The following is a 25,901-nucleotide window of genomic DNA, read 5'->3' on the forward strand; positions in this document are numbered from 1 at the left end:
ATGTTTCTCCTTACACGCGACGTTTTTTAGGTGGACGGCAACCGTTGTGAGGAATTGGCGTCACATCGGTAATGCTGTTAATTTTATAACCCACTGCGCCTAATGCACGAACCGCAGACTCACGACCTGGACCAGGACCTTTTACAAGGACATCCAGATTTTTCAAACCGTAATCTAAAGCTGCTTTACCAGCAACTTCAGCAGCTACCTGAGCAGCAAACGGAGTTGATTTACGTGAACCACGGAAGCCTTGTCCACCAGAGGTGGCCCAAGCCAATGCATTACCTTGACGATCAGTAATCGTAACAATGGTGTTATTAAAAGACGCGTGAATGTGTGCAACACCTTCAGAGACGGTACGGGTGACCTTCTTGCGTGTGCGAGTATCTTTAGCCATCTTTTAGCTTCCAGAAATCTTACTTTTTAATCGGTTTGCGCGGACCTTTACGGGTACGTGCGTTAGTTTTGGTGCGTTGACCACGGACAGGCAAGCTGCGACGATGGCGAAGGCCGCGATAGCAACCCAAATCCATTAAACGTTTAATGTTCATGGAAATTTCGCGACGTAAGTCACCTTCGGTAGGAACCTTAGCAACTTCTGCACGAATCGCATCAAGCTGAGCATCGTCCAACTCACGGATCTTAGTAGTTTCAGTAATACCAACTGCAGTTAAGATATTCTTAGCAGTATGGCGACCGACACCAAAGATGTAAGTGAGGGAGATAACAGCATGCTTGTTATCCGGAATGTTTACACCGGCAATACGAGCCATTCACTTTCTCCAAAAAGGCAGTAGAGATAATCAACCGCCCCACAAAATCTTGAGGGGCGGATATTAACCCAATTCGCCTACTGAAATCAACAGGTCTTGATTAGATTAACCTTGACGCTGCTTATGACGAGGTTCTGCGCTACAAATTACGCGAATAACCCCATTACGACGGATAACTTTACAGCTACCACAAATTTTCTTTACAGAAGCTTGTACTTTCATGATGAAACCTCTAAGTGCGCTTATCCCTTAGGATGAGCAGTCGTTTTTCTCATTAATGTTTGATTATCATATTGATGAGATGTTAAGTGCGCTTGTAGCTGAGCCATAAAGTCCATAACAACGACAACTACAATTAGTAATGATGTACCACCCAAAGAGAATGGGATCCCAAAAGAACTTTGTAGAATCATTGGCATTAAACAAATGACCGTAATATAAATCGCACCAATAAACGTCAAACGATTAAGAATATGATCTAAGTAACGAGCAGTTTGCTCACCTGGGCGAATACCAGGCACATAAGCTCCGCTGCGTTTTAGATTTTCTGATACTTCCTTAGGGCTAAATACTAAAGCCGTATAAAAGTAACAGAAAAAGATAATTAACGCACCAAAGAGCACCAAATACAAAGGCTGTCCAGGCGACAATACTAAAGCTAAATCTTGTAAGCTACGCTTAATTAATCCAGCATTTGCATCTGCACTTCCTACCCATTGACCAAGACTCGCTGGGAACAACAGTAAAGAACTTGCAAAAATCGCAGGAATCACACCAGCCATATTAATTTTCAATGGCAAATGTGTCTGCTGTGCCGTAAATATACGACGACCTTGCTGCTTTTGTGCATAGTTTACTGGAATACGACGTTGTGCTTTTTCAATAAACACAATGGCAGCCAACACACCTAAAGACAAAAGACCAAAGATCACAAGACCTATTAAGCTTGTCTGACCATTATCTACTGATGAAACTGATTGCATAATTAATTTAGGCAAACCAGAAACAATACCAGCAAAAATAATCATTGAGATACCGTTACCAATACCTCTTTCAGTGATTTGTTCACCTAGCCACATTAAGAACATAGTTCCAGCGACAAGTGATGTAACTGCTGGTATATAAAACTCAAGACCAACTGACAGAGTAATACCCTGACCAATCAAACCTGCACACATACCAACTGCCTGAACCACTGCAAGCAATAATGTACCCTGACGCGTATATTGATTAATTTTACGCTTACCTTGCTCACCTTCCTTTTTCAAGGATTCTAGTGAAGGAATTACCGTAGACATTAACTGCACAATAATTGATGCAGAAATGTAAGGCATAATCCCTAAAGCAAGAATAGACATTCGCTCTAAAGCACCGCCAGAAAACATATTGAATAGCCCAAGAATAGTTCCTTGGTTCGCATGAAATAAATTTTCTAACGCAGCATTATTAATGCCTGGTACTGGAATATGCGCTCCTAGTCGAAAGACCAGCAATGCACCGATTAGAAAACTCATCCGGCGAATAATTTCACGATATTTCACATGAAATGGCTGACCTTTCATCATGTTGACATGACCTGAAGAACTAGGAGACATAGACACTCGAGATTACTCCTCGACTTTGCCGCCAGCTGCTTCAATCGCAGCTTTAGCGCCTTTAGTCAATGCAACACCTTGAACAGTGAATGCACGAGTGATTTCACCAGAAAGTACGATACGAGCACGAATTTGGTCACGACGAACAACATTCGCAGCTTTCAAAGTTTCTAGGCTAACGATGTCGCCTTCAACTTTGCTTAACTCAGATAAACGTACTTCAGCAGTTTTTAAAGCGATTTGGCTAGTGAAACCGAATTTAGGTAAACGACGATAAATCGCTGTTTGACCGCCTTCAAAGCCTGGACGAACGCCACCACTTTTACGTGATTTTTGACCTTTGACACCACGGCCACCGGTCTTACCAACGCCAGAACCGATACCACGGCCTAAACGACGGTTTTCACGTTTTGCACCTTCTGCAGGCGCAAGCTCATTTAAACGCAGAGTCATGGCTTATTCCTCTACACTAACCATATAGTAGACTTTGTTGACCATACCGCGGTTAGAAGGCGTATCTTGCACTTCTACAGTATGACCAATACGACGCAGACCTAAACCTTGTAAGCAAAGCTTGTGATTTTTCAAGCGATGTGAAGAAGATTTAGTCTGGGTAACTTTAATCGTTTTCATGATTGATTACCCTTGAATTTCTGCTACTGATTTACCACGTTTCGCAGCGACTTTCTCAGGAGAAGTCATATCACGCAAACCTTTGAAAGTTGCGTTTACTACGTTAGCAGCATTAGTAGAACCATAACATTTAGCAAGTACGTTATGCACGCCTGCAGCTTCTAGAACGGCACGCATTGCGCCACCAGCGATTACGCCAGTACCTTCAGAAGCAGGTTGCATGTATACACGGCTTGCACCATGACGAGCATTCACAGGGTGTTGTAAAGTAGTACCTGCAAGGTCTACAGTAATCATGTTGCGACGTGCAGCTTCAAGTGCTTTAGAAATAGCAGCTGGAACTTCACGCGCTTTACCACGACCAAAACCAACACGACCATTACCATCACCCACAACAGTTAATGCTGTGAAAGAGAAGATACGACCGCCCTTAACAACTTTGGCTACACGATCAACGGCAACCAGCTTTTCAACAAGACCTTCGTTTTGTTCAACTTTAGCCATGATTAGAACTCCAAGCCGTTTTCACGAGCAGCATCAGCCAAGGCTTTGATACGACCATGATATTTAAAACCAGAACGGTCAAATGCAACTTTAGTTACACCAGCTGCTTTCGCGCGCTCTGCGATTAAAGCACCTACTTTAGTAGCCGCATCTACATTACCTGTAGTACCGCTACGTAAAGATGCATCCAAAGTTGAAGCTTGAGCTAAAACTTTGCCACCATCTGCTGAAATAACTTGAGCATAGATGTGACGCGGAGTGCGGTTTACACACAAACGAGTCGCACCCAATGCACGGATGTGCAAGCGTGTGCTTTTCGCACGACGCAAACGGGTTTGTTTCTTTTCGTTCATAAGAACCTCGCGCCTTATTTCTTCTTAGCTTCTTTACGAAGAATGACTTCATCCGAATAACGAACACCTTTACCTTTATATGGTTCAGGAGAACGATACGCACGGATTTCTGCCGCTACTTGACCTAACAACTGCTTGTTTGCTGATTTCAAAATGATTTCAGTTGCAGTTGGAGTTTCCGCTGTTACACTTTCAGGTAAAGCGTAGTCAATTGGGTGTGAAAAACCAAGGTTAAGGTTTACAACAGTACCTTTAACCGCAGCTTTATAACCAACACCAACTAGCTGCAACTTACGTTCGAAGCCTTCACTAACCCCTTTTACAAGGTTATTCAATACAGCGCGAGCAGTACCAGCTTGCATCCAAGCATCTTTCGATTCTTTAACTGGAGCAAGTTGAAGTTTACCTTCTTCCTGTTTTAGCTCGACCAGCGCATGCAGGTTGAAAGACAACGTACCTTTGCTGCCTTTCACTTCGACCTGCCGGCCGTTCTGAGTAACTGTTACACCATTCGGTACAGTTACTGGGGCTTTAGCCACACGAGACATGAGGAATCACCTATTAAGAAACAAAAGCAATAACTTCACCACCAACGCCCGCAGCACGTGCAGCGCGATCAGTCATGATGCCTTTGCTTGTAGAAACAATTGCAATACCTAAACCTTGCTTAACGCTTGGAAGTTTATCTTTACCGCGGTATTGGCGAAGACCTGGACGGCTTACGCGCTTAACCACTTCGATAACTGGTTTGCCTTCGAAATATTTTAAAGTAATTGTCAAAGTAGATTTTGTCTCTTCTTGAGCAACTTCTACATTTGAAACATAACCTTCTTGTTGAAGAACGTTTGCAATTGCAACTTTCAACTTAGAAGAAGGCATAGAAACAGTTTGTTTCTTAGCCATTTGTGCGTTACGAACACGTGTTAGCATGTCGGCAACGGTATCTTGCATACTCATTTAGTCGCTCCTTACCAGCTTGCCTTAACAACGCCTGGTACATCACCCTGCATTACTGTGTCACGTAATTTGTTACGGCTTAAACCGAACTTACGGAAGTAACCATGAGGACGACCAGTTAAACCACAACGGTTACGAAGACGTACCGGAGATGCATTACGTGGCAATGCTTGTAACTTTAACGTCGCTTCGAAACGCTCTTCTTCAGTTGCGTTTACATTTGCAATCGTAGCTTTTAATTCAGCACGTTTTGCAGCGTATTTAGCAACTGTTTTTTCGCGTTTCAATTCGCGATTAATCATACCTTTCTTAGCCATATCGACCTCTTATTTGAACGGGAAGCCGAATGCACGCATAAGCGCACGGCCTTCGTCATCGGTGCGAGCAGTCGTAGTAATAGTAATATCCATACCACGAATACGATCAATCTTATCGAAATCGATTTCAGGGAAAACGATTTGCTCTTTCAAACCCATTGAATAGTTACCACGACCATCAAATGATTTCGAAGAGAAACCACGGAAGTCACGGATACGAGGGATTGCGATTGAGATCAAACGATCCAAGAATTCGTACATTTGGTCGCCACGTAAAGTAACTTTACAACCAATCGGCCACCCATCACGGATTTTAAAACCTGCGATAGATTTACGAGCAAGTGTAATTACTGGTTTTTGACCAGCAATTAATTGCATGTCGACTACAGCACCATCCAATAATTTCTTATCAGTTGCAGCTGCGCCTACACCCATGTTTAGGGTGATTTTTGTGATGCGTGGAATTTCCATCACGTTCTTAACGCTAAGTTCTTCTTTTAACTTGGCTTTAAGTTCATCATTGTAACGTGCTTTAAGTCTGGCCATCGCCTTTTCAACCTATTACTTCGCTACCGCCACTGATTCACCATTTGATTTATAAACGCGAGTTTTCACGCCATCAATCACTTGGTAACCAACACGGTCAGCCTTCTGGGTTGTAGCATTTAAAATTGCCACGTTTGAAATATGAAGCGAAGCTTCTTGAGTAACAATACCGCCTTCAGCGCCAGTTACACGATTCGGCTTTTGATGCTTCTTCACTAAGTTAAGGCCTTCAACCTTAACGCGGTCTTCAGAAACAGACAATACAGTACCCTGTTTGCCTTTTTCTTTACCTGCGATCACAATAACTTGATCGCCTTTTTTAATCTTAGCCATGATTGCCTCTTATAGAACTTCAGGAGCCAATGAAATGATTTTCATGAACTGTTCAGTACGAAGTTCACGAGTCACTGGTCCGAAGATACGAGTAGCAATCGGAGCTTTGTTGTTGTTCAGGATAACTGCAGCATTATCATCAAAACGGATCACAGAACCATCTGGACGACGAATGCCGAATTTAGTACGAACTACAACCGCATTCATCACGTCACCTTTTTTAACACGTGCGCGTGGGATTGCTTCTTTTACAGTAACTTTAATAATGTCGCCAACAGAAGCATAACGACGATGTGAACCACCAAGTACTTTAATACATTGTACGCGGCGAGCACCACTGTTGTCTGCTACGTCGAGCATAGTTTCGGTTTGAATCATTGCCCTACTCCAAAACCGAGCATCACCGGTCACAATTTCGAAAGGCTCAAAGAGTACTCGAAATTGACCGATGATGCAACAAGAACGTCGAATTACTCAGCAGCTGCTTCAACTACTTCCACTAAAGTCCAAGCTTTAGTTTTAGAAATTGGGCGGCTTTCTTTAATGGTCACAACATCACCAATTTTAGCGACGTTATTCTCATCATGAGCGTGTAACTTAGTTGAACGGCGAATTGACTTGCCATACAACGGGTGTTGAACGCGGCGTTCAATAAGAACAACAATAGATTTATCCATTTTGTCACTTACGACTTTGCCGGTTAACGTGCGGACTGTTTTTTCACTCATTGTCCGTTCCCCTGTTTTTCGGTAAGGAGTGTCTTAATACGAGCAATTGTCTTACGAGCAACTTGCACTTCGTGCGATTTACCCAACTGACCAGTTGCTTTCGCCATACGAAGACGGAATTGGTTAAGCTGTTGCTCATCAAGCAAAGCTTTCAACTCTTCTACCGACTTTTCACGTAAATCTTTAGTTTTCATTACATTACCGTCCGAGTCACGATAGTGGTTTTAAACGGAAGTTTAGCAGCAGCTAAAGCAAATGCTTCACGCGCTAATTCTTCGTTCACACCTTCAATTTCGTACAGGATCTTGCCTGGTTGGATCTGGCAAACCCAGTATTCCACGCTACCCTTACCTTTACCCATACGCACTTCAAGAGGCTTTTGAGTAATTGGCTTATCCGGGAATACGCGAATAAAGATTTTACCACCACGCTTAATACGGCGGCTAATAGTACGACGTGCAGCTTCAATCTGACGCGCAGTCATACGACCACGTTCAGTTGCTTTAATTGCAATCGAACCAAATGATACTGTACTACCACGATGCGCTAGACCAGTATTACGGCCTTTGTGCACCTTACGGAATTTGGTACGTTTAGGTTGCAACATGGATTATTCTCCCTTGTCAGCAGCACGGTCACCGCGACGACCACGACGCTCTTGACCTTCACTACGACCACGACCACGTTTAGCTGGACGATCTTCAGCGGGAGCAGGGTTCATGACTTGTTTCATGCCACCTAAAATCTCGCCACGGAAAATCCAAACTTTAACACCAATCGTACCGTAAGTTGTTTCTGCACGCACAGTTGCATAGTCAATGTCTGCACGCAATGTATGCAAAGGTACACGACCTTCACGATACCATTCAGTACGAGCAATCTCTGCACCACCTAAACGGCCAGACACTTCAACTTTGATACCTTTAGCACCAGCACGCATAGTGTTTTGAACCGCACGCTTCATAGCACGACGGAACATTACACGCTTTTCTAATTGAGAAGCAATTGCTTCAGCAACTAAACGCGCATCTAAGTCTGGGCGATCAATTTCGTTGATACTTACTTGCGCAGGAACACCCATAATGCTAGTAAGTTCGCGCTGTAATTTCTCAATATCTTCGCCTTTTTTACCGATTACGATACCAGGACGAGCTGTGCTAATTGTTACTTTAGCAGCGCCTGATGGACGTTCGATAAGAATGTTGCTGATCATCGCATTCTTAAGTTTTTTATTTAAAAACTCACGAACTTGAAGATCTTTAAGCAAGTATTCAGCGTATTGTTTCGGACTCGCATACCAGTTAGCGTTATGACGTTTCACAACACCTAGGCGGATACCGATTGGATGAACCTTCTGACCCATATCAAACCCCTACCTTAACGGTGATGTGACAAGTACGCTTAGTAATACGATCTGCACGGCCTTTAGCACGTGGCATAATACGTTTAAGGCTAACGCCTTCATCAACGTAAATCGTAGAAACTTTAAGATCATCAACATCTAAACTGTTATTGTGTTCAGCGTTTGCAATCGCAGATTCCAATGCTTTTTTTACTAAAACAGCAGCTTTTTTATTGCTGAAGTTTAAAATATTTAAAGCATGCGCAACAGATTTGCCGCGAATAAGATCTGCAACCAAACGTGCCTTTTGTGCCGAGATAGCGGCACCGCGTAATTTAGCAGTTACTTCCATCATGACACCTATTAACGTTTAGACTTCTTGTCAACACCGTGACCACGATAGGTACGAGTTGGCGCGAATTCACCGAGTTTATGACCAACCATATGCTCAGTAACAATTACTGGAACGTGATTACGACCATTATGAACAGAAATTGTTAAACCAACAAAATCTGGAAGGATCATCGAACGACGAGACCAAGTTTTAATCGGCTTGCGAGAGTTACTAGCAACAGCCGCTTCAACCTTAGCGAACAAGTGCGCATCGACGAATGGGCCTTTTTTCAGAGAACGAGGCATTAGTCAGATTCCTTTACTTGACGCGACGGTCGCGAATAATCATCTTAGTCGTACGCTTATTGGTACGTGTCTTGTACCCTTTAGCTTTTTGACCCCATGGGCTTACAGGTTGAATACCTTTATTACGCCCTTCACCACCACCGTGCGGGTGATCAACTGGGTTCATCGCCATACCACGTACGGTAGGACGAACACCACGCCAGCGCGCAGCACCAGCTTTACCCAATGAACGAAGGTTGTTTTCTTGGTTAGAAACTTCACCAATTACAGCGCGGCATTCAACATGAATTTTACGCATTTCGCCTGAACGAAGACGAACAATTGCGTAAGAACCATCACGACCCAACAACTGAACAGAAGCACCAGCAGAACGCGCTAATTGCGCACCCTTACCGATTTTAAGTTCAACGTTATGAAGTGTAGAACCGATCGGCATGTTACGAAGTGGCAAGCAGTTACCTGGACGAATTGGAGCATCGTTACCAGATTGTACTTTGTCGCCAGCACGTAAGCCTTTAGGTGCAATGATATAACGACGCTCACCATCAGCATATTTCAATAAAGCAATATGTGCTGTACGGTTAGGATCGTATTCAATGCGTTCTACAACAGCTGGGATGCTGTCTTTATTACGCTTAAAGTCAACGATACGATAGTGTTGCTTATGACCACCACCAACGTGACGAGTTGTAATGTGACCGTTATTATTACGACCACCAGTACGTTTTTTTGCTTCAACCAACGGTGAGTAAGGCGCGCCTTTGTGAAGGTGATCATGAACCACTTTCTCTACAAAGCGACGTCCTGGAGACGTTGGCTTACATTTTTGAATCGGCATAATTTTCGTCCTTATTCCGCTGCGCTTTCAGCGGTATCGCCCAAGTCAGCCATTTCAACATCTTGGCCGGCTTTCAGGGTGACGTATGCTTTTTTAACATCAGAACGACGTCCCAATGTTTTACCAAAGCGCTTAGTTTTACCTTTAGTAATAGTAGTGTTAACTTTAACAACTTCTACGCCAAAAAGTTTTTCAACTGCTTTTTTAACTTCAAGTTTAGTAGCATTAATATCTACTTTAAATACTTGAACGCCAACAGTATCACCTAAAACTTGTGCCTTTTCTGAGAAGACTGGTCCTTTAAGGACTTGATAGATACGTTCGTTGTTCATCCGAGTTCTACCTCAATTTTCTTAGCAGCAGCTACAGACATAACAACTTTATCAAACGCGATCAAGCTTACAGGATCGATTGCAGTTGCATCCACCACATCTACATGCGGAAGGTTGCGTGCTGCAAGATATAAGTTCTCATCTACAGCTTCAGTAACGATCAATGCACGAGCGGCATTTAAATCGCCAAGCTTAGCAAGCAATTCTTTAGTTTTTGGAGCTGCAATAGCAAACTCTTCAACTAATACAAGACGATCTTGGCGAACAAGTTCAGCTAAGATACATTGCATTGCACCGCGGTACATTTTGCGGTTTACTTTTTGAGACCAGTCTTGTGGGCGAGCAGCAAAAGTTTTACCACCACCAACCCAGATAGGGCTACGAGTAGAACCCGCACGAGCACGACCAGTACCTTTTTGACGGAATGGTTTTTTACCACCGCCAGAAACGTCTGCACGTGACTTCTGAGCACGAGTACCTTGACGACCACCTGCTAAATAAGCAGTAACAACTTGGTGTACAAGAGCTTCGTTAAATTCACGTCCGAAAGCAACTTCAGACAATTCAACAGCAGAGCCGGAAACAGTTTTCAAATTCACGGTATTTCCCCTCAGGCCTTGATGGTAGGACGTACAATCACGTCACCGCCAGTTGAACCAGGAATTGCACCTTTAACAACTAAAACAGAACGTTCAGCGTCAATAGATACGATTTCAAGACCTTGTACTGTTACGCGTTCATCACCTAAGTGACCAGCCATTTTTTTGCCTTTGAACACGCGACCAGGAGTTTGGTTTTGACCTGTAGAACCTAATACACGGTGAGAAACTGAGTTACCGTGAGTAGCGTCTTGGGTACGGAAGTTCCAACGCTTAACACCACCTTGGAAACCTTTACCTTTTGATTGACCAGTTACGTCAACAACTTGACCAACTGTGAACAAATCAACACCAATAGTACCGCCAACTTCACGACCTTCAAGCTCAGCTTCAGTAACACGGAACTCTTTAACCAAACGACCAGCAGCAACACCAGCTTTCGCAAAGTGACCTTTCTGAGCGTTAGTTACGCGAGATTCGCGACGTTCACCAGTAGTTACTTGAACAGCTTGATAACCATCAGTTTCAAGTGTTTTGATTTGCGTAATGCGGTTTGGATCGACTTCGATGACTGTAACAGGTACAGAAACACCTGCATCTGTAAAGATGCGAGTCATACCACATTTGCGACCGACTAAACCAATAGCCATGTGCATAAACCTCTAAAAAAGCGGCCTAATTAACTTAAAAGTTAATCAACCGAAAGCCTTAACCCAAAGCGATCTGAACATCAACACCAGCCGCAAGATCTAATTTCATCAATGCATCAACAGTTTTATCTGTAGGTTGAACGATGTCGATCAAACGTTTGTAGGTGCGGATTTCGTACTGGTCACGCGCATCTTTGTTAACGTGCGGTGAAGTAAGAACGTTGAAGCGTTCGATGCGAGTAGGCATCGGAATTGGACCACAAACTTGTGCGCCAGTACGCTTAGCGGTTTCTACGATCTCTTGAGCAGATTGATCAATCAGACGATGATCAAAAGACTTCAAACGGATACGAATTCTCTGGTTAGACATACCAGTAAACTCCAAGCCAAACATATAAAGAATCACCCTTGACGCATCTTACCCACTGGTAAGTGTCAAAGGCAGTGAAAATCACTAAGGTCATGATCGATGCCACGACTGTAATGCACATTTACTACTTTCTTCGTAGTAAATGCCCCTCCTATTGAGGGTCGCTCATTATAACGATTGTTTAAGTCTTATGCAATTCTCTTTTTCTATTTTCTCCACAAAACCTGCTTTGATCGAGCATTCAGAGTTCATCTAGGCATTTATTACAAACTCAATAGCTTTATTTAGGAGTTGATTACCTTGCTCAAATTTTTGTGCTTCTGAATACTGTAGTTCACGCGTAGATTGAACATATTCTCCGTCAAAAATAGACAACTCCTCTTCATCTTCAAGTAAGAGCGCTAAAGCTGCTGGTGTCATCTCTGGATGAAACTGAAAACCAAGCACATTTTTTCCAATCTGATACATCTGATTGCGACAAGCTCTATTCTCCGCCAAGTGTATAGCGCCTTTAGGTATTTCAAATGTCTCACTATGCCACTGCATAACATTTATCTTTTCAGGTAACGGAAAGCTTTCTTGAGGTAAATTTGCAACTCTCTGGACCGTTGACCAGCCAAGTTCCTGATAGCGATTACGGCTCACCGCCGCGCCCAATGCATTAGCAATCAGTTGCCCCCCTAAACAAAGACCAATAGCAGGCTTTCCTGCTGCCAAATAACGGCGCAACCATCTTTTCTCTATCTTAAGCCATGGAAAATTTGCCTCATCATTTACACTCATCGTTCCACCCATGACCAGTAACAAATCAACTTCTTCGATTCTGGGTAAAGCCTCTATTTCAAGTGATCGATCAACTGGAAGTGCAAAGAACTCCGTAGAGCTAATGGTCGCGTGATGGGCTTTTAAAAATGAGTAACAACTTCCAAATCCCTCACCTGCAATATGTTGAAAATAGTGAACTCGTAAATGCGACTTCATGCGCTTAAACCTATTGTTGTTAGAATGTTGTAGTGGTCTTTGCAAAAATAAAGCCAAGTTTTTATTTTATGGGTCTACTGTAACGAAACGTCTTATAAAACTTCGTAAATCTAGCGAAGAATTTAAATTTCTCTTAATCTAACTTTATTATCTAAAATGCAACGCACTATGAAAAAGCATAACGACTTCCAGACTCGCCTCATTCACGCACCAAGAAAGGCTCCGCAATTTATCGAAACAGTGCAACCACCCTTATTTCGTGCATCCACTATTATTTTTAAATCAACTTCGCACCTTTTTGATCGCCATTGGACTGATGATTACGACTATAGCTATGGCACGCATGGCACCCCCACCACCTTCACCTTAGGCGACAATATTGCGCAAATTGAAGGTGGACTGCATTGTTTGCTTGCACCGAGTGGCTTATCAGCAATTAATGTTGTGAACTCAGCATTTTTAAGCACTAATGATGAAGTATGGGTCCCAGACAACATTTATGGACCAAATCTAGAACATTTAAATCATCTACAAAATCAATATGGCGTTATTGTTAAAGTATATAACCCTATTGACGCTTCAAGTTTTCAACCGACTGAAAAAAGTAAACTATTATGGTTAGAGGCTGCGGGTTCGGTTACTTTAGAATTCCCTGATCTTAAAAATCTAGTTAAAAAAGCTAAAAAACATGGTGTATTAACAGCCCTAGATAACACCTGGGGAGCTGGGCTTGCGTTTAATGCTTTTAATTTTTCTGATGAAGACCTATCAGTCGACTTAACCGTCCATGCTCTAACCAAATATCCGAGCGGTGGCGGTGACATCTTAATGGGTAGCATTGTAACTCGTGATGATAAACTCCATCATCGCCTGTTCCGTACACATGCCATTTTAGGTATTGCAGTTTCAGGAGATGATGCAGCTCAAGTCCAACGCAGTCTTGCTCATATGTCTTTACGCTATGAACAACAATCAGCCAATGCTCAAACTTTACTTAAATGGCTAAAAGACCAACCTCACTTTGCACAAGTTCTACATCCAAGTGATGAGACCGCCCCAGGCCATCAATACTGGCAAGAAATCTGCACAAATGGTCAAAGTGCTGGCTTAGTCAGTGTTATTTTCAAACCAGATTATGACATTACCGCAGTACGTCGCTTTTGCGATGCATTAGAGTTATTTAAACTTGGATTTAGTTGGGGAGGACCAGTTAGCTTGATCATGCTTTATGATTTAAAAATGATGAGAAAACTTGAGAATACACATTTACAACAAGGTTTATTAGTTCGCTTCTGTATAGGACTGGAAGATCCGCAAGATTTAATTCAAGATATCGAAAATGCACTGAAACAACTGTAAAAACGACAACATTATAGTGGCTCGAACCAAAGGATAAAAATATATGGGTACACCGATTGTTATTGCTAAAAATCTGAATGACACATCAAAAGAAATTGTTTTGCTTTCTCAGTTTGCTAACCGCCATGGCCTGATTGCAGGTGCAACAGGTACAGGTAAAACAGTTACTTTAAAAGTTCTAGCAGAAAGTTTCTCTCGAATCGGCGTTCCTGTATTTCTTGCCGATGCTAAAGGCGATGTTTCGAGTCTCGCAAAATCAGGTGAGGCTTCAGATAAGTTTAATGAACGCCTAAAACTATTACAGATTGATAGCGTTCCTTTTGCTGCTAACCCTGTCGTTTTCTGGGATCTGTTCGGCCAACAAGGCCACCCTATTCGCACTACTATTTCTGAGATTGGGCCAATTTTATTGGCTCGTATGCTCAATTTAAATGATACTCAAGAAGGTGTATTAGCTGCAGTTTTTCGAATTGCGGATGATCAGGGCCTACTGTTAGTAGACTTTAAAGACCTAAAAGCCATGATCACCTTCGTTAGTGAACATGCAGCAGAGTTTAAAGCAGAATATGGTAATTTATCTCCGGCTAGCTTAGGTGCTATTCAGCGTAACTTGCTTGCTCTTGCCGACCAAGGTGGAGAACAATTTTTTGGTGAGCCGGCTTTAAACATTCTAGACTTTATACAAACCGATGCAAATGGACATGGTTATATCAATATTCTTGCTGCTGACAAGCTCATGAATACACCTAAGCTATATGCCACTTTCTTGTTATGGATGCTTTCGGAGTTATTTGAACAACTTCCAGAAGTTGGCGATATGGACAAACCTAAACTCGTGTTTTTCTTTGATGAGGCTCACTTATTATTTGACAATGCCAGTCAAGCATTACAAGAAAAGATTGAGCAAGTTGTACGCTTAATTCGCTCTAAAGGTATTGGCATCTATTTTATTACTCAGAATCCACTCGATTTACCAGAAAGCGTTCTAGGTCAGCTTGGCAATCGCATTCAACATGCACTACGTGCATTTACCCCTAAAGATCAAAAAGCAGTAAAAACCGCAGCAGATACTTTCCGTGCTAATCCAAACTTTAAAGTTGATGAAGCCATTACCGAACTGGCTGTTGGTGAGGCGCTAATTAGTTGTCTTGATGAACAAGGTACGCCACAAATTGTAGAACGTGGCTGGGTGATGCCTCCTTACTCTGCTTTTACACCAATCACTCCAGAAGAGCGCCAAACTCTAATCTCAAAAAGTATTATTGCTGGTATTTATGAACAAGCTGTAGATCGTGATAGCGCTTATGAAATGCTACAAAATAAAGTCGCTGAACGTGAGCAACAGCAACAAAATACTGAACTTGCTAAACAACAAGAAAAAGAGCAAGAAACTTTAGCAAAGCAGCAAGCAAAGGAACAAGAGCGATTAGCACGTGAACAGCAAAAAGAAGAAGAACGAGCAGCACGTGAACGAGCCAAGCTTACGCAAGATATTGTGGGTACTTTTGCAAAAAGTGCTGCACGCAGTCTAGGAGGAAGTACAGGTCAAAAATTAGTAAGGGGCCTGCTTGGTTCACTATTTGGCAAATAACTTTCTTCGATATATCAGTTTTAAATTAGGGAATTTTATATTCCCTAATTTTTTTATGGTTTTTATAAAAAATCTATTGCGATTGTTTTTTTAAAGATGTATTTTAAATACATCTTATATAGCCAGATAAATAAGGTCTAGCCATGACTCCACAACAAATCGAACTCGTTAAATCTACAGTACCTGTTTTACGTGAACACGGCGTTACGCTGACCACATACTTTTATAAGCGTATGCTTAATAACAATCCTGAATTAAAAAATGTTTTCAATTTGGATGACCAAACTAGCTTACGTCAACCTCGTGCTCTTGCATCTGCCGTTCTTGCATATGCAGAAAATATTGAGAACCCTACTGTTTTAGCGAAAGCAGTTGAGCGTATTACGACTAAACATGTGAGCTTAGATATTCAACCAGACCAATATGCAATTGTTGGCGACAACTTACTTCATTCAATTAGTGAAGTACTCAACGTGCCATTTGAATCAGAACTGATTGAGGCGTGGAAACAGGCTTATTTACAATTGGCAGATATTCTAATTGGCGTTGAAAAACAAAAATATGAACAACTTGAAAACTTAAATGGTGGATGGGCTGGATGGCGTTCATTTGAAATTACTCAAATTGATCCTCTTGAATCTGGCAAACGTTTCACCTTAAAAGCAACTGACCATGAAGACATACTTAGCGGACCTGCAAATGCTTTTATTTCGGTTAAAGTACAAGTTCCAGATGAGCAGCTTGAACAACCGAAAGCTTTTAAATTTACAGAAGCTCAGGAAAACAACTCATATCATTTTGAAGTTCAGCCTGAAGAAAACCATACTGAATTTTCAGTTTCAAACATCTTGCTTGAACATTATAGAGTTGGCGATCAAGTTCAAGTTTCAGCGCCTTTAACGCTCTAATATAAAAACCTCTTGCCTGAAAGTTTTCTTATTTAGACTTTCAGGCTAAGATGATCATCCTTTTAATCTCTTCCATTTTTGGTGATCATGCAGCTTAATAAATTTACCGATTATGCATTACGACTATTAATGTATGTTGCACGCCCAAGTGATGCACCCTACACGATTGCAGAAATCGCGAAAGATTTGCATGTTTCACAAAACCATCTGGTTAAAGTTGTTCACTTCATGGGTAAGCAGGAATGGATTATTACTATTCGTGGAAAAGGCGGTGGAATTCGCTTAAATCCAGATGCACTTAACTCAAATTTAGGTTCAATTGTTCGAATATTACAGGGTGACAATCAAATCGTTGAATGCAATACGCCACCTTGTGTATTGCGAAGTCACTGTGGTTTAAAAGGTATTCTTGACCAAGCTTTAGAAAGCTTTTACCAAAGTCTAGACCAATACACGCTTGGAGAGGTTTTGCAACAGTCAAAGTCTGCCCCACCTGACTCTCCTATTGCTTTTTTACAAATCTGACTTCTATTGATTTTCATAAGTAGATTTATTGAAAATTAGCAAGAATAACCAAGCTCCTTTATACTAGGCACGAGCCCTCTCATCTAAAAAGTTATTTTTTATGCGTCGTAGTGAAAAATCGAAAGACACCAAAGCCAGACTCGCACCCAAGCAAAAGATCAGCTATGAAAAAGCACCAGATCCGGCGATCACAGCCTATGCTGTGCAATCACTAAACTGGTTACGCCAAGCTGAGTTTCTAATGAGTGCACCTAAATTGGCACTTTGTGTTGAAGATAGCGGCTACGAGATTGCTTTTGCAGGGCGCTCAAATGCTGGTAAGTCGAGTGCGATTAATGCATTAACCAATCAGAAACAACTTGCCCGCGCTTCTAAAAAGCCAGGCCGTACCCAGATGATTAACTTTTTTAGTCTAGGTAACCCTGATCAACGCTTGGTCGACCTTCCAGGTTACGGTTATGCAGCGGTTCCCGAAGATATGAAACGGGTGTGGCAAAAAGAATTAGAAAACTATCTGATCCATCGCCAAAGCTTACAAGGCTTAGTATTACTTATGGATATTCGCCATCCTCTACAGCATTTCGACATGATGATGCTAGAGTGGGCTTATTCACGTCATCTCTTTGTTCATATTCTATTAACAAAAGCAGACAAACTTAATCGCGGTCCCGCAAATAAAGTTCTACTAGAAGTTAAGCAACAGCTGAAAAAAATGAAGCTTGATTTTTCTATTCAGCTTTTCTCTTCACTTAACAAAATAGGCTTAGAAGAGTTAGCAAGTGTTATGGCAGGGCGTTTACATTTCACACTGGATCAACAGCCAGAATTTGATGTCGATTCAATCCCTGAAGCGACAGATGAGGATGCTGAAAGCTAAATTATCCTCACAGATACAATTTCTTCATTAAATTTATACTCAATTGTCCCCTATTGCTAAACACAAATGTAGGGGCTTTTTTTATACTCGTTATAACTTCATCGAGTTAAAAATCAGGAATAAATGATGAAATTGTTATCTTTTTTGAAGAACAAGGCTTTAGGTTCTTCTATTGATTATAAAATTCTTCCACGTAAAGTAAAATTTGACTGGAAAGATACCCCTGTCGACTGGATTCCTAATCAGCCTTTCGCAAGTTATTTTATTAATGAAATTAATAACATCTTGCCTGCTGGAGAGTTCTGGTTTTGCCGTTTGTATAATAAGGTTTTACCACAAATTACAGATGAAAAACTTAAGCAGGATGTACAGGCATTTATCCGTCAGGAAGCTATGCATGCCAATGCTCACACTTCTGCAAACAAAGAATATTTAAGCGCACGTAATATTGATATCCAGAGAAATCTGGACATTATGAATTATGTATTTACTATCGCTTTGGCAGATAAACCTTTTGATAGAGAAGTTCCAAAAATTTTAGAGAAACAGTGGGATTTATTCCGTTTAGGAGTTATTGCAACTGTTGAGCATATGACCTGCGTGTTGGGTAAATATGCGTTATATAACGAGCGATGGGAAGAACTAGGCGCAGATCCAGAAATGGTGGATCTAGTTAAATGGCACGGTTCAGAAGAAATTGAACACCGCACGGTTGCCTTTGATTTATATCGTCATCTTGGTGGCGGTTATATTCCACGTTACTATATGAGTCTTGCTGTTATCACACTTGTACTTGGATTATGGGTAGATGGCGCTGCACATATTATGAAACAAGATCCACGTTTCGCAGATGCAGCCAAATCTAGATTTTTTCCAGTGTGGGTTACTTTAGAGTGGTACAAAATCAGCCGAAAAGATAATCAGGTTTTACCTAACCCTCTCTGGCTTATTGCCCAGCAAATTGATTACCTCATGCCTTGGTATGATCCAGTCAAAGAAGGCAGCACTGAAGATGCGGTTAGCTATTTATCGCAATCTCCAGCAGCAAAAAGAGCAGAACTTCAAGCTGCTTAAAATAAAAAAGCAGGATTTAAAATCCTGCTTTTTTTTGATCTATAGATAGTTAGACACTGATATCTTTATCTTTCGTATAACGGTCTACAACCACACTAATCATCATATCGCCCTGCACATTTACCACTGTTCTGACTGTATCTAACAAACGGTCAATCGGAAGTAAAATTGCAATTGCCTCAGCTGGCAAACCCACAGACTGTAAAACCATAATCATAGTGACCATGCCCGCGCTAGGTATTCCTGGCGCACCGAGTGATGCAATCATTGCTGTTAAGCACACTATAATTTGTTGTGTCAGGTTTAAATCTAGACCCACCAAATTTGCCACAAACAATGCAGCTGCCGCTTCATATAGTGCAGTACCATCCATATTCAACTGTGTGCCTAATGGAATAACAAATCCTGCTGTTTGCGGGCGCACGCCTAAGTTTTCTTGCGCACACTTCATACTAAGCGGCATAGTGGCAGAGCTAGAACTGGTTGCAAAGGCTGTAATCAGTGCTGTACGAGTCCCTTTAAAAAAGGTCCACGGACTCATACGACCAAAAATCCAAAGCAGTAGTGGTAAAACAACAGCACCATGAAAAATAGTTGTACCCGTTACAACGACTGCAAACTCAGCCAAACGACTTAATACTGAAATATCTTCTGTTGCCATTAACTTTGCTAACAAAGCAAAAATACCCAACGGCGCTAATTTCATCACCCAGCCAACCAGCAGCATCATCATTTCAAAGAACTGGTGACTCAATAAACGAATACTTTTGAAACGTTCCCCACCCTGCACCAAAGCGACACCAACGAATAAAGCAAAGACTACGACAGCTAAAACGTTACCATCACTAAACGCTTTAAATGGGTTAATTAAAGTATTTTGAATAAAATTAGTGAAAAAACTGGCAGGGTTCAAACTATCTGGTGCCTGATAATTTTGCATAGATGTCTGGAAAATAGAAATATCTATGCCACGTCCAACTTCAAATAAATGAGCACAACTGATGCCTAAAATTAAGGCTAAAGTGGTTGTAGTTAAACAGCATAAAAATGTGATTTTCCAGACTGGCCCTAACTGTCCGCCTGCCTGTAGATTGGATACACCTACAACAATCGAACTAAAAATTAAAGGTACCAAAAGCATTTTAAGGAGCCCAATAAAAACACTACTTAGTATTCCAAGCCCATATAAACTATGCTTTACAAAAGCAGTGTCTGGATACATTGTGAGTAGGAAACCAAAGGCTAAACCTAAAATGGCGGCAATCAGAATTTGTGTATTTAAGTTCATATCAGCATTATTTTTTTCAGTTGGCATACCTTTTTACAATATGACATGAGCTTGCTTTTCATTCGAGCAATTTTTTGTCACATCGATCCCATTAAAAAGAAAAAAGCCATCTGGTTAGATGGCTTTTTCGAGGAATCTATTGCGTTTCAATTTCCCGCAAACGGATTAAACCCTCTTGTACTGTACTGCATACAAGCTGACCATTTTGCCACATACGACCGAAGTTTAAACCGCGAGAAGCCGCGCTCACTGTGGCTTCCATATCATACAACATCCACTCATCCGCACGCAGTGGGCGATGGAAATAAATCGCATGATCAATGCTTGCACATTGCAAACTTGGAGAAATATAACTTAAGCCATGCGGTCTTAAAGCCGTTGTCATTAAAGTAAAGTCTGAATAAAAGGCAACAATCGCTTGATGCAGAGCAATATCATCTAATTGTTTTGGAATACGATCATGCGTGCGGATGTAGTGCGCATTATATGGAGCTTCGGGTTGCGGCTGAAACGGGTTTACCGGATCAATTGGACGAATTTCTACATGACGCTCACGCATGAAACTAGCACGAACATTTTCAGGTACAAAATTTAGAATACCCTGTTTTAGCTCATTTTCAGATTTAAGCGTTTCTGGTGCAGGATATTCAGGTTCTTGATGTTGATAGTTCAAACCTTCTTCTGGATTGGCAAAAGAAACCATCGCTGAAAATATTACTCGCCCATGCTGAATTGCACGGACTTGACGACTTACAAAGCTCTTCCCATCCCGTAAACGGTCTACTTCATAGATAATTGGGGCATTAATATCGCCGCCATACAAAAAATATGCATGCAAAGAATGCGCTGGGCGATCAGTTGTATAAGATGCTGCACGTAAAGCCTGACCCAAAACCTGTCCACCAAAGACACGTTTACCGACAAGATTACGGCTCATGCCACGGTAAATATTTTCTTCTAGCTTTTCTAAAGTGAGAAGCTCGACTAGTTCTTGGGTTAGCGCATTCATGAGAGATACCTTCATATTTCAGGTAAAAAATCGTATTAAAGGACAGGTGTGTAGAATCTATTGTGCCATAAAAAACTATTTGAACATGGAACAATCAGTCAACTTATGACGAACATTGCTGATATAACAGCTAAAAATACGATTTTTAACGATAAAATATGCCAAAAGCATTATAATTTATACGCTATTAGCATATTGTTTTTTTCAACAAATGCCTCAAAATAATTACCCTCCGCATTTGGTGCTGGGATTTGTCTTTAAGAAGTAGGAGTTCTTATGTCCAAGAGTGGGTTTGGTCAAATGTATCGTCGGCTTTCGAGTAAACTACTTGACCTCGTGGTAACACCACATGTTCTTGGGGAAGTTCCTACTGAACCAGTATCAGAAACAGAAGCAAAAACTGACCGCCAGAAAGTGGTGTGCTATGTCTTACAAAACCATTCTCGAAGCAATGCTTTGGTGGTTGATGGAGAAACGCGTCGTTTAAATTTAAAACCTGCGTTAGACCCATTAGTTGTTGGCACTCATCAGGAAAAAGCGTCGGTTTTATTTTTACAGCACAATGATGAAAATAATTTACTGAATCCGCCTCCTCATGCTTTTCCACCACGCTTACTAAAATTAATTGAAGTCTTACAAGAAAATCCTGAACTTGATATAGAGCTTGTTCCGGTTACCGTTTTATGGGGCCGTACACCAGATAAAGAAGATTCTTGGTTTAAGCTTTTATTTTCAGATACATGGGCTACACCAAGCACCGTTAAGCAATTGGTCAACATTGGCTTGCATGGCCGCCAATCGTATTTAGAATTTCATGAACCGCAATCGCTACGTGAACTGGTTGAATATGCACAACAGCATTATCCAAACCTTTCACCAGCTACATATATTGTAAGTACGTTAAATGATTACTTAGATCGTCAACGTGAAGTGGTCTTAGGCCCCGATTTATCGGATCGCCGTAATGTCATGCAGTCAGTTGTAAAATCTCGCGATGTGCAAGAAGCGATCCGCCGTGAAAGTATTCGCGGAAAAGTTAGCATGCTCGAAGCTGAACGTCGTGCGATTGGTTATGTAAATGAAGTCGTATCTGATTATTCACACTCAGCTGTACGCTTTGCCGATCTTGCTTTAACGCGCTTATGGACCCAACTTTATGACGGCGTAGAAGTGCATAACTTCAGCACTGTTCGTGAACTGGCAAAAGATTATGAAGTGGTTTATACACCTTGCCACCGCAGTCACATTGACTATTTATTATTATCCTATGTGATTTATAAACGTGGCTTAATGGTTCCGTATATTGCTGCGGGTGATAACTTAAATCTACCATTTGTAGGGCAACTTTTACGTGGAGGCGGTGCATTCTTTATTCGCCGCTCTTTCCGTGGAAATGGCCTTTATACAACGGTATTTAAAGAATATTTATATAGTATTTTGTCACGCAACACCCCTCTTGAATACTTTATTGAAGGTGGGCGCTCACGTACAGGACGCCTATTACCGCCTAAAACTGGCATGCTTGCCATGACAGTTCACAGCCATTTACGTGGTCGTGCTAAACCGATCGTCTTCTTACCAACTTATATTGGTTATGAACGACTAATGGAAGGCTCGACCTACGTGGGCGAAATGCAAGGTAAACCGAAAGAAGCCGAATCAATTTTTGGTATTGTAAAAACCTTACGAAAAATTGAACGTATTTTCGGTAAAGTCCATGTGAACTTTGGTGAGCCTGTTTTTCTTGATGATCTGCTTAAGCAACATAATGCAGAAAATGTCTATATCGAGAAAAATGACGATCCAATTCCTCAAGCGGTTTCAGATGCAGTAAATAGCTCTGCACATGCAATTTTAGAAAATATTAACCGAGCTGTGGTGATTAACCCTGTCTCTTTACTTTCTATTATTTTGCTTGCAACTCCAAAGCATACGCTTGATGAAGAAATCTGTATTAAGCAACTTGAAGCTTACCGCAATCTGGCATCAAACTTCCCATATGACCAACGTATGGAAGTAACACCACTTTCTGGTAAAGAAATTATTGCTTATGGTTTAAAGCTTAAACTCATTAAACGAGTTCAGCATGCACTCGGCGATATTATTGGGATTGAAGATAACCAAGCTGTTCTTCTGACCTATTTCCGTAATAACATTTTGCACGCCTTTGTTTTACCGTCATTGGTTGCATCACTTGTTGAACACAATGGAAAAATCAGCCGTTCAGATTTAACCAATGTCATCTATACCCTGTATCCATTTTTGAAGGCAGAGTTATTCCTTAAATGGAAGAGTAGCGAGCTTAAAGAACAAATTGAGCAATATGCAGATGCGTTGGTTCAATCCAAACTTATTCAACAAGACGATGAAGGTAACTTGATTAGCTCTGCACCAAATACTGAAGAGCATAATCAACTCGTTGTTTTAGCTACTCCTGTTAAGCAAAGCCTTGAGCGTTACTACATGACGCTTGCGCTAATTACTCAACGTGGTTCGGGTAATATTTCTGCTAAACAGGTTGAAGAATTAAGTCATTTACTCGGACAACGTTTGTCTGTTCTATATGAATTTAATTCGCCAGAGTTCTTTGACAAAGCTTTATTCCAAAGCTTCTTAAAAGTACTTACACAGCAAAATTACATTCGGACCAATGACCAAGGCCAAATCGAGTTTGATGATAATTTCCGTCAAATGGCTGCGGGTGCACAATTGGTTCTTGATGAAGTAACCTTACAAATGTTGCAACACATCACGACCTTTACCGATGAAGAATTAAAAGATGCGCTTGAAGCTATGGCATCTCAACAAGCAAAACGACGATTAAAACGTAAAAAATCTTAAGATTTTAGTCAAAATAAAAGGCAACGAAAGTTGCCTTTTATTTTATTAGCGAGTTGGACATTCAAAATAACGTGGATCATCCATGCAACGCAGACGCTTCATAAGTTGAACAAAATAAGCATCGTAATAACCTGAAAGTACGTACTGATTGCGTATTTTTGCAACCATAACATCATAGCTCTGCTTTTCATAAAAAGAGACATCTACCCAGTAATAGGCAGGTAAATGGTTTTCCCACTGGGTCGCACGGTTAGTCAGTAATTGGCTGTTTTGAACAAACCATCCTCGAATTTTTCGGCCAAAATTAGCAGGATAAGCTTGTGGTTTAATAATTAAATTGACGCCGAAATATGCCAAAGGAAAATTAATGACTTGGACATCTGGTCCAAATTCTTTTTGTAAGTTATATGGCAATAGTCCATATATTGGGACAGGAACAATATCAATTTTGTCTTGTTTAAACTGAACAATCGCATTAGATAAATCAACATAAACTGGCTGACCACCCACACTTCGCACCAATGCCTGTTGTGGTGGATTATTTGGTAACACCCCAATACGCTGATTTCTTAATTGAGCAACTCTAGAGATTTTCTTATTTTTTAGAACCATATAGGCAGTGCCAATTGGAATCATCCCTACTGCTTCATAGTCCTTAGAAATTAGCCTTTTCTCGACTGTTGGATGATTCAAAAGCTGCAATAAGCTTTTAGCGGTACGATTATTAGGAATAAGCCCGATACCTGAGGTGCTCCCCATAAACTGGTTATAACGATAAGTATTAAAATTAGATGCCGCTAAACCAGAACATTTACCCTCGTCAAATGCTTGTATGGCCTGTTGTTCCTTTTGATAGGTAACCACTTTAAATTTGACTTGATATTGCTGGGCATATAACCGAATGTCATTTAAACGACGTGTGATATCCCCTTGGGAGCCAATCGGATCATATGCACACCACACCTGATCCTCTGCCCAACTCGCGACAGCTGTTAAGCTCAAAATAAGAGCTAAGCAAATTTTTTTCACTTTCAACCTTTTTATCTTTATCGGCAATTTGGCTGCCTCATCAGGTATTTCTATGCTTATTTAAAGTTTAATCAAAATTTTATTTTGTACCATGAACATTTAAACATAATAAATAGTCATTAAAGCAAATTGGGTGCTCTAATTGAAAACCTGTTTGAAGCAAATGTTTAGCATAAATTCTTTTACCTGAAGTTTGGTTCGATTCTAAAGTTAACTCAGGCAATCCCAATTGTTTTTGAAACCACAATATAATTTCATGCAAGGGCAATGGTTGATTATTAGTCATAATATAGCTCGCTTGATGATTTTCATAATCAGCCATAAAAGCCAAAAATCTTGCTAAATCATCAATATGTATTCGATTGCTATAATGAATATTTGGATAACTTTGATTATTTTCAGCCATTTTCTTCAAACGGGCAACGGAGGTTCCATAAATGCCAGTTGGGCGAATAATTACACATTGGTTTGGATAATGCTTCTGCCAAAGCAACTCCATATTCCGTAAGATATGGCCTTGTGCATCGCTTGGCTGAATTTCACTACAATCATCAATGATCTCCCCTGCATTTTCACCATATACCCGCGTAGAAGAGACTACGATTATTTTTTTGACCGGATGTGGTTTTAATGCTTCTCGAATCGGTTCAATACTATCTACATAAGTATGCTGATAGCCCTCAACCGTACTCTCGTTTGGAGAAAGTAAAATATATACAACATCTACAGGTTCAATTTTACTTAAATCGAGTTTAAAGATATCTTGAACAAGATGGGTTGCGTAACTATCTGTTTTTACACTACGGCTGATTGTGGTAATTTGATGTTCTTTCTCAAATAGTTGTTTAGCAACACGCTGAGATGTTTTACCATAACCGATAAATAATATATGCATAGAAAACTCGTTGAG

36 protein-coding genes and 2 pseudogenes are annotated in these 25,901 nt (G+C 41.0%); 8 read left to right on the forward strand and 30 right to left on the reverse strand.

What is annotated here, in order from left to right:
• Positions 1–10: 10 nt before the first annotated feature.
• From rpsK to HL290_RS15925, 26 genes and pseudogenes are all read right to left on the reverse strand, one after another.
• Positions 11–397, reverse strand: a complete 387-nt coding sequence (gene rpsK, locus HL290_RS15800) for a 30S ribosomal protein S11 (RefSeq protein ID WP_001040166.1) — start codon at positions 395–397, stop codon at positions 11–13.
• A gap of 19 nt (positions 398–416) precedes the next feature.
• On the reverse strand, positions 417–773 hold the full coding sequence (rpsM, locus tag HL290_RS15805) for a 30S ribosomal protein S13 (RefSeq protein WP_003653646.1): 357 nt from the start codon (positions 771–773) through the stop codon (positions 417–419).
• A 105-nt stretch (positions 774–878) separates the two neighbouring features.
• Positions 879–995 (reverse strand): 50S ribosomal protein L36, encoded by a 117-nt coding sequence (gene rpmJ, locus HL290_RS15810; protein WP_000867907.1) that lies wholly within the window; start codon positions 993–995, stop codon positions 879–881.
• A gap of 20 nt (positions 996–1,015) precedes the next feature.
• Positions 1,016–2,335 carry a preprotein translocase subunit SecY gene (gene secY / locus HL290_RS15815; RefSeq protein WP_170834093.1) on the reverse strand — a complete coding sequence of 440 codons (1,320 nt, stop codon included), beginning with the start codon at positions 2,333–2,335 and terminating at the stop codon, positions 1,016–1,018.
• 45 nt (positions 2,336–2,380) lie between these two features.
• Complete coding sequence (gene rplO, locus HL290_RS15820) at positions 2,381–2,821, reverse strand: 50S ribosomal protein L15 (RefSeq protein WP_003653650.1); 441 nt, start codon at positions 2,819–2,821, stop codon at positions 2,381–2,383.
• Between the two features lie 3 nt (positions 2,822–2,824).
• Entirely contained in the window at positions 2,825–3,001 is a 177-nt protein-coding gene (gene rpmD / locus HL290_RS15825; protein ID WP_003653652.1) for a 50S ribosomal protein L30, read from the reverse strand.
• Between the two features lie 6 nt (positions 3,002–3,007).
• Positions 3,008–3,505, reverse strand: a complete 498-nt coding sequence (gene rpsE / locus HL290_RS15830; RefSeq protein WP_003653653.1) for a 30S ribosomal protein S5 — start codon at positions 3,503–3,505, stop codon at positions 3,008–3,010.
• 2 nt (positions 3,506–3,507) lie between these two features.
• Positions 3,508–3,858, reverse strand: a complete 351-nt coding sequence (gene rplR / locus HL290_RS15835) for a 50S ribosomal protein L18 (protein WP_003653654.1) — start codon at positions 3,856–3,858, stop codon at positions 3,508–3,510.
• A 14-nt stretch (positions 3,859–3,872) separates the two neighbouring features.
• On the reverse strand, positions 3,873–4,406 hold the full coding sequence (gene rplF / locus HL290_RS15840) for a 50S ribosomal protein L6 (protein WP_003653655.1): 534 nt from the start codon (positions 4,404–4,406) through the stop codon (positions 3,873–3,875).
• 13 nt (positions 4,407–4,419) lie between these two features.
• On the reverse strand, positions 4,420–4,815 hold the full coding sequence (rpsH, locus tag HL290_RS15845; RefSeq protein ID WP_003653656.1) for a 30S ribosomal protein S8: 396 nt from the start codon (positions 4,813–4,815) through the stop codon (positions 4,420–4,422).
• An 11-nt stretch (positions 4,816–4,826) separates the two neighbouring features.
• On the reverse strand, positions 4,827–5,132 hold the full coding sequence (rpsN, locus tag HL290_RS15850) for a 30S ribosomal protein S14 (RefSeq protein WP_003653657.1): 306 nt from the start codon (positions 5,130–5,132) through the stop codon (positions 4,827–4,829).
• A 9-nt stretch (positions 5,133–5,141) separates the two neighbouring features.
• Positions 5,142–5,678, reverse strand: a complete 537-nt coding sequence (gene rplE, locus HL290_RS15855; RefSeq protein ID WP_003653658.1) for a 50S ribosomal protein L5 — start codon at positions 5,676–5,678, stop codon at positions 5,142–5,144.
• A gap of 15 nt (positions 5,679–5,693) precedes the next feature.
• Positions 5,694–6,011, reverse strand: a complete 318-nt coding sequence (gene rplX, locus HL290_RS15860) for a 50S ribosomal protein L24 (protein ID WP_002116820.1) — start codon at positions 6,009–6,011, stop codon at positions 5,694–5,696.
• A 9-nt stretch (positions 6,012–6,020) separates the two neighbouring features.
• Positions 6,021–6,389, reverse strand: a complete 369-nt coding sequence (gene rplN / locus HL290_RS15865) for a 50S ribosomal protein L14 (protein ID WP_001982634.1) — start codon at positions 6,387–6,389, stop codon at positions 6,021–6,023.
• A 92-nt stretch (positions 6,390–6,481) separates the two neighbouring features.
• Entirely contained in the window at positions 6,482–6,739 is a 258-nt protein-coding gene (gene rpsQ / locus HL290_RS15870) for a 30S ribosomal protein S17 (protein ID WP_001291845.1), read from the reverse strand.
• Complete coding sequence (gene rpmC / locus HL290_RS15875) at positions 6,736–6,933, reverse strand: 50S ribosomal protein L29 (RefSeq protein ID WP_000849928.1); 198 nt, start codon at positions 6,931–6,933, stop codon at positions 6,736–6,738. The genes rpsQ and rpmC overlap by 4 nt, the downstream gene beginning before the upstream one ends.
• On the reverse strand, positions 6,933–7,346 hold the full coding sequence (rplP, locus tag HL290_RS15880) for a 50S ribosomal protein L16 (protein WP_002049688.1): 414 nt from the start codon (positions 7,344–7,346) through the stop codon (positions 6,933–6,935). Before rplP ends, rpmC begins: the two co-directional genes overlap by 1 nt.
• Positions 7,286–8,102: pseudogene (gene rpsC / locus HL290_RS15885) on the reverse strand (30S ribosomal protein S3). Before rpsC ends, rplP begins: the two are co-directional and overlap by 61 nt.
• 1 nt (position 8,103) lies before the next feature.
• Positions 8,104–8,433 (reverse strand): 50S ribosomal protein L22, encoded by a 330-nt coding sequence (rplV, locus tag HL290_RS15890; RefSeq protein WP_004639524.1) that lies wholly within the window; start codon positions 8,431–8,433, stop codon positions 8,104–8,106.
• An 11-nt stretch (positions 8,434–8,444) separates the two neighbouring features.
• Positions 8,445–8,720: a 30S ribosomal protein S19 gene (gene rpsS / locus HL290_RS15895; RefSeq protein ID WP_001138119.1), complete on the reverse strand. Its 276-nt coding sequence runs from the start codon at positions 8,718–8,720 to the stop codon at positions 8,445–8,447.
• 13 nt (positions 8,721–8,733) lie between these two features.
• The gene (gene rplB / locus HL290_RS15900) at positions 8,734–9,558 is read right to left on the reverse strand and encodes a 50S ribosomal protein L2 (RefSeq protein WP_004789629.1); all 825 of its coding nucleotides are present in this window, start codon (positions 9,556–9,558) and stop codon (positions 8,734–8,736) included.
• 11 nt (positions 9,559–9,569) lie between these two features.
• Positions 9,570–9,890 (reverse strand): 50S ribosomal protein L23, encoded by a 321-nt coding sequence (gene rplW / locus HL290_RS15905; protein ID WP_003653662.1) that lies wholly within the window; start codon positions 9,888–9,890, stop codon positions 9,570–9,572.
• Positions 9,887–10,489 (reverse strand): 50S ribosomal protein L4, encoded by a 603-nt coding sequence (gene rplD / locus HL290_RS15910; RefSeq protein ID WP_003653663.1) that lies wholly within the window; start codon positions 10,487–10,489, stop codon positions 9,887–9,889. Before rplD ends, rplW begins: the two co-directional genes overlap by 4 nt.
• A gap of 11 nt (positions 10,490–10,500) precedes the next feature.
• A complete protein-coding gene (gene rplC, locus HL290_RS15915; RefSeq protein WP_004639526.1) occupies positions 10,501–11,139 on the reverse strand; it encodes a 50S ribosomal protein L3 in 639 nt (212 codons plus the stop codon).
• Between the two features lie 58 nt (positions 11,140–11,197).
• Positions 11,198–11,509 (reverse strand): 30S ribosomal protein S10, encoded by a 312-nt coding sequence (rpsJ, locus tag HL290_RS15920; RefSeq protein WP_000070912.1) that lies wholly within the window; start codon positions 11,507–11,509, stop codon positions 11,198–11,200.
• Positions 11,510–11,761: 252 nt separating this feature from the next.
• Positions 11,762–12,490 carry a type 1 glutamine amidotransferase gene (locus tag HL290_RS15925; protein ID WP_005038489.1) on the reverse strand — a complete coding sequence of 243 codons (729 nt, stop codon included), beginning with the start codon at positions 12,488–12,490 and terminating at the stop codon, positions 11,762–11,764.
• Between the two features lie 168 nt (positions 12,491–12,658).
• Here HL290_RS15925 and HL290_RS15930 point away from each other — a divergent pair, with 168 nt between their 5' ends.
• The 7 genes and pseudogenes from HL290_RS15930 to HL290_RS15955 all read left to right on the forward strand — a co-directional run bounded on the left by HL290_RS15930 (position 12,659) and on the right by HL290_RS15955 (position 18,824).
• Positions 12,659–13,849 carry a PLP-dependent transferase gene (locus tag HL290_RS15930; RefSeq protein WP_198496982.1) on the forward strand — a complete coding sequence of 397 codons (1,191 nt, stop codon included), beginning with the start codon at positions 12,659–12,661 and terminating at the stop codon, positions 13,847–13,849.
• A 43-nt stretch (positions 13,850–13,892) separates the two neighbouring features.
• A complete protein-coding gene (locus HL290_RS15935) occupies positions 13,893–15,440 on the forward strand; it encodes a helicase HerA-like domain-containing protein (RefSeq protein WP_056482623.1) in 1,548 nt (515 codons plus the stop codon).
• Positions 15,430–15,581, forward strand: a pseudogene (locus HL290_RS18895) (hypothetical protein). Before HL290_RS15935 ends, HL290_RS18895 begins: the two are co-directional and overlap by 11 nt.
• A gap of 2 nt (positions 15,582–15,583) precedes the next feature.
• Entirely contained in the window at positions 15,584–16,348 is a 765-nt protein-coding gene (locus HL290_RS15940) for a globin domain-containing protein (RefSeq protein ID WP_198496983.1), read from the forward strand.
• Positions 16,349–16,435: 87 nt separating this feature from the next.
• The gene (locus HL290_RS15945; protein WP_004639536.1) at positions 16,436–16,873 is read left to right on the forward strand and encodes an RrF2 family transcriptional regulator; all 438 of its coding nucleotides are present in this window, start codon (positions 16,436–16,438) and stop codon (positions 16,871–16,873) included.
• A 100-nt stretch (positions 16,874–16,973) separates the two neighbouring features.
• Positions 16,974–17,750, forward strand: coding sequence for a ribosome biogenesis GTP-binding protein YihA/YsxC (yihA, locus tag HL290_RS15950; protein ID WP_003653671.1), 777 nt, complete (start codon positions 16,974–16,976; stop codon positions 17,748–17,750).
• Between the two features lie 123 nt (positions 17,751–17,873).
• A complete protein-coding gene (locus HL290_RS15955; RefSeq protein WP_198496984.1) occupies positions 17,874–18,824 on the forward strand; it encodes a metal-dependent hydrolase in 951 nt (316 codons plus the stop codon).
• Positions 18,825–18,873: 49 nt separating this feature from the next.
• Here HL290_RS15955 and HL290_RS15960 read toward each other — a convergent pair whose 3' ends face one another.
• Both HL290_RS15960 and HL290_RS15965 read right to left on the reverse strand, forming a co-directional pair.
• Positions 18,874–20,139: a dicarboxylate/amino acid:cation symporter gene (locus tag HL290_RS15960; RefSeq protein WP_035359955.1), complete on the reverse strand. Its 1,266-nt coding sequence runs from the start codon at positions 20,137–20,139 to the stop codon at positions 18,874–18,876.
• A 109-nt stretch (positions 20,140–20,248) separates the two neighbouring features.
• A complete protein-coding gene (locus HL290_RS15965; RefSeq protein ID WP_003653674.1) occupies positions 20,249–21,121 on the reverse strand; it encodes an acyl-CoA thioesterase in 873 nt (290 codons plus the stop codon).
• A 276-nt stretch (positions 21,122–21,397) separates the two neighbouring features.
• Between HL290_RS15965 and plsB the strand changes: the two genes are divergently transcribed.
• Positions 21,398–23,962 carry a glycerol-3-phosphate 1-O-acyltransferase PlsB gene (gene plsB, locus HL290_RS15970; RefSeq protein WP_003653675.1) on the forward strand — a complete coding sequence of 855 codons (2,565 nt, stop codon included), beginning with the start codon at positions 21,398–21,400 and terminating at the stop codon, positions 23,960–23,962.
• 45 nt (positions 23,963–24,007) lie between these two features.
• On the opposite strand, the gene HL290_RS15975 is transcribed toward plsB, so the two are convergent.
• Positions 24,008–24,991, reverse strand: a complete 984-nt coding sequence (locus HL290_RS15975) for a putative solute-binding protein (protein WP_198496985.1) — start codon at positions 24,989–24,991, stop codon at positions 24,008–24,010.
• A 79-nt stretch (positions 24,992–25,070) separates the two neighbouring features.
• Entirely contained in the window at positions 25,071–25,886 is an 816-nt protein-coding gene (locus HL290_RS15980) for an NAD-dependent epimerase/dehydratase family protein (RefSeq protein WP_198496986.1), read from the reverse strand.
• Between the last annotated feature and the right edge of the window lie 15 nt (positions 25,887–25,901).

The sequence above is a fragment of the Acinetobacter sp. AC1-2 genome, from assembly GCF_016124155.1.
Lineage (GTDB): Bacteria > Pseudomonadota > Gammaproteobacteria > Pseudomonadales > Moraxellaceae > Acinetobacter > Acinetobacter calcoaceticus.

Bases quoted from the DNA above. Each gene is read 5' to 3' on its own strand.
- rpsK (WP_001040166.1), bottom strand. From the start codon at position 397: ATGGCTAAAGATACTCGCACACGCAAGAAGGTCACCCGTACCGTCTCT.
- rpsM (WP_003653646.1), bottom strand. From the start codon at position 773: ATGGCTCGTATTGCCGGTGTAAACATTCCGGATAACAAGCATGCTGTT.
- rpmJ (WP_000867907.1), bottom strand. From the start codon at position 995: ATGAAAGTACAAGCTTCTGTAAAGAAAATTTGTGGTAGCTGTAAAGTT.
- secY (WP_170834093.1), bottom strand. From the start codon at position 2,335: ATGAAAGGTCAGCCATTTCATGTGAAATATCGTGAAATTATTCGCCGG.
- rplO (WP_003653650.1), bottom strand. From the start codon at position 2,821: ATGACTCTGCGTTTAAATGAGCTTGCGCCTGCAGAAGGTGCAAAACGT.
- rpmD (WP_003653652.1), bottom strand. From the start codon at position 3,001: ATGAAAACGATTAAAGTTACCCAGACTAAATCTTCTTCACATCGCTTG.
- rpsE (WP_003653653.1), bottom strand. From the start codon at position 3,505: ATGGCTAAAGTTGAACAAAACGAAGGTCTTGTTGAAAAGCTGGTTGCC.
- rplR (WP_003653654.1), bottom strand. From the start codon at position 3,858: ATGAACGAAAAGAAACAAACCCGTTTGCGTCGTGCGAAAAGCACACGC.
- rplF (WP_003653655.1), bottom strand. From the start codon at position 4,406: ATGTCTCGTGTGGCTAAAGCCCCAGTAACTGTACCGAATGGTGTAACA.
- rpsH (WP_003653656.1), bottom strand. From the start codon at position 4,815: ATGAGTATGCAAGATACCGTTGCCGACATGCTAACACGTGTTCGTAAC.
- rpsN (WP_003653657.1), bottom strand. From the start codon at position 5,132: ATGGCTAAGAAAGGTATGATTAATCGCGAATTGAAACGCGAAAAAACA.
- rplE (WP_003653658.1), bottom strand. From the start codon at position 5,678: ATGGCCAGACTTAAAGCACGTTACAATGATGAACTTAAAGCCAAGTTA.
- rplX (WP_002116820.1), bottom strand. From the start codon at position 6,011: ATGGCTAAGATTAAAAAAGGCGATCAAGTTATTGTGATCGCAGGTAAA.
- rplN (WP_001982634.1), bottom strand. From the start codon at position 6,389: ATGATTCAAACCGAAACTATGCTCGACGTAGCAGACAACAGTGGTGCT.
- rpsQ (WP_001291845.1), bottom strand. From the start codon at position 6,739: ATGAGTGAAAAAACAGTCCGCACGTTAACCGGCAAAGTCGTAAGTGAC.
- rpmC (WP_000849928.1), bottom strand. From the start codon at position 6,933: ATGAAAACTAAAGATTTACGTGAAAAGTCGGTAGAAGAGTTGAAAGCT.
- rplP (WP_002049688.1), bottom strand. From the start codon at position 7,346: ATGTTGCAACCTAAACGTACCAAATTCCGTAAGGTGCACAAAGGCCGT.
- rplV (WP_004639524.1), bottom strand. From the start codon at position 8,433: ATGGAAGTAACTGCTAAATTACGCGGTGCCGCTATCTCGGCACAAAAG.
- rpsS (WP_001138119.1), bottom strand. From the start codon at position 8,720: ATGCCTCGTTCTCTGAAAAAAGGCCCATTCGTCGATGCGCACTTGTTC.
- rplB (WP_004789629.1), bottom strand. From the start codon at position 9,558: ATGCCGATTCAAAAATGTAAGCCAACGTCTCCAGGACGTCGCTTTGTA.
- rplW (WP_003653662.1), bottom strand. From the start codon at position 9,890: ATGAACAACGAACGTATCTATCAAGTCCTTAAAGGACCAGTCTTCTCA.
- rplC (WP_004639526.1), bottom strand. From the start codon at position 11,139: ATGGCTATTGGTTTAGTCGGTCGCAAATGTGGTATGACTCGCATCTTT.
- rpsJ (WP_000070912.1), bottom strand. From the start codon at position 11,509: ATGTCTAACCAGAGAATTCGTATCCGTTTGAAGTCTTTTGATCATCGT.
- HL290_RS15925 (WP_005038489.1), bottom strand. From the start codon at position 12,490: ATGAAGTCGCATTTACGAGTTCACTATTTTCAACATATTGCAGGTGAG.
- HL290_RS15930 (WP_198496982.1), top strand. From the start codon at position 12,659: ATGAAAAAGCATAACGACTTCCAGACTCGCCTCATTCACGCACCAAGA.
- HL290_RS15935 (WP_056482623.1), top strand. From the start codon at position 13,893: ATGGGTACACCGATTGTTATTGCTAAAAATCTGAATGACACATCAAAA.
- HL290_RS15940 (WP_198496983.1), top strand. From the start codon at position 15,584: ATGACTCCACAACAAATCGAACTCGTTAAATCTACAGTACCTGTTTTA.
- HL290_RS15945 (WP_004639536.1), top strand. From the start codon at position 16,436: ATGCAGCTTAATAAATTTACCGATTATGCATTACGACTATTAATGTAT.
- yihA (WP_003653671.1), top strand. From the start codon at position 16,974: ATGCGTCGTAGTGAAAAATCGAAAGACACCAAAGCCAGACTCGCACCC.
- HL290_RS15955 (WP_198496984.1), top strand. From the start codon at position 17,874: ATGATGAAATTGTTATCTTTTTTGAAGAACAAGGCTTTAGGTTCTTCT.
- HL290_RS15960 (WP_035359955.1), bottom strand. From the start codon at position 20,139: ATGCCAACTGAAAAAAATAATGCTGATATGAACTTAAATACACAAATT.
- HL290_RS15965 (WP_003653674.1), bottom strand. From the start codon at position 21,121: ATGAATGCGCTAACCCAAGAACTAGTCGAGCTTCTCACTTTAGAAAAG.
- plsB (WP_003653675.1), top strand. From the start codon at position 21,398: ATGTCCAAGAGTGGGTTTGGTCAAATGTATCGTCGGCTTTCGAGTAAA.
- HL290_RS15980 (WP_198496986.1), bottom strand. From the start codon at position 25,886: ATGCATATATTATTTATCGGTTATGGTAAAACATCTCAGCGTGTTGCT.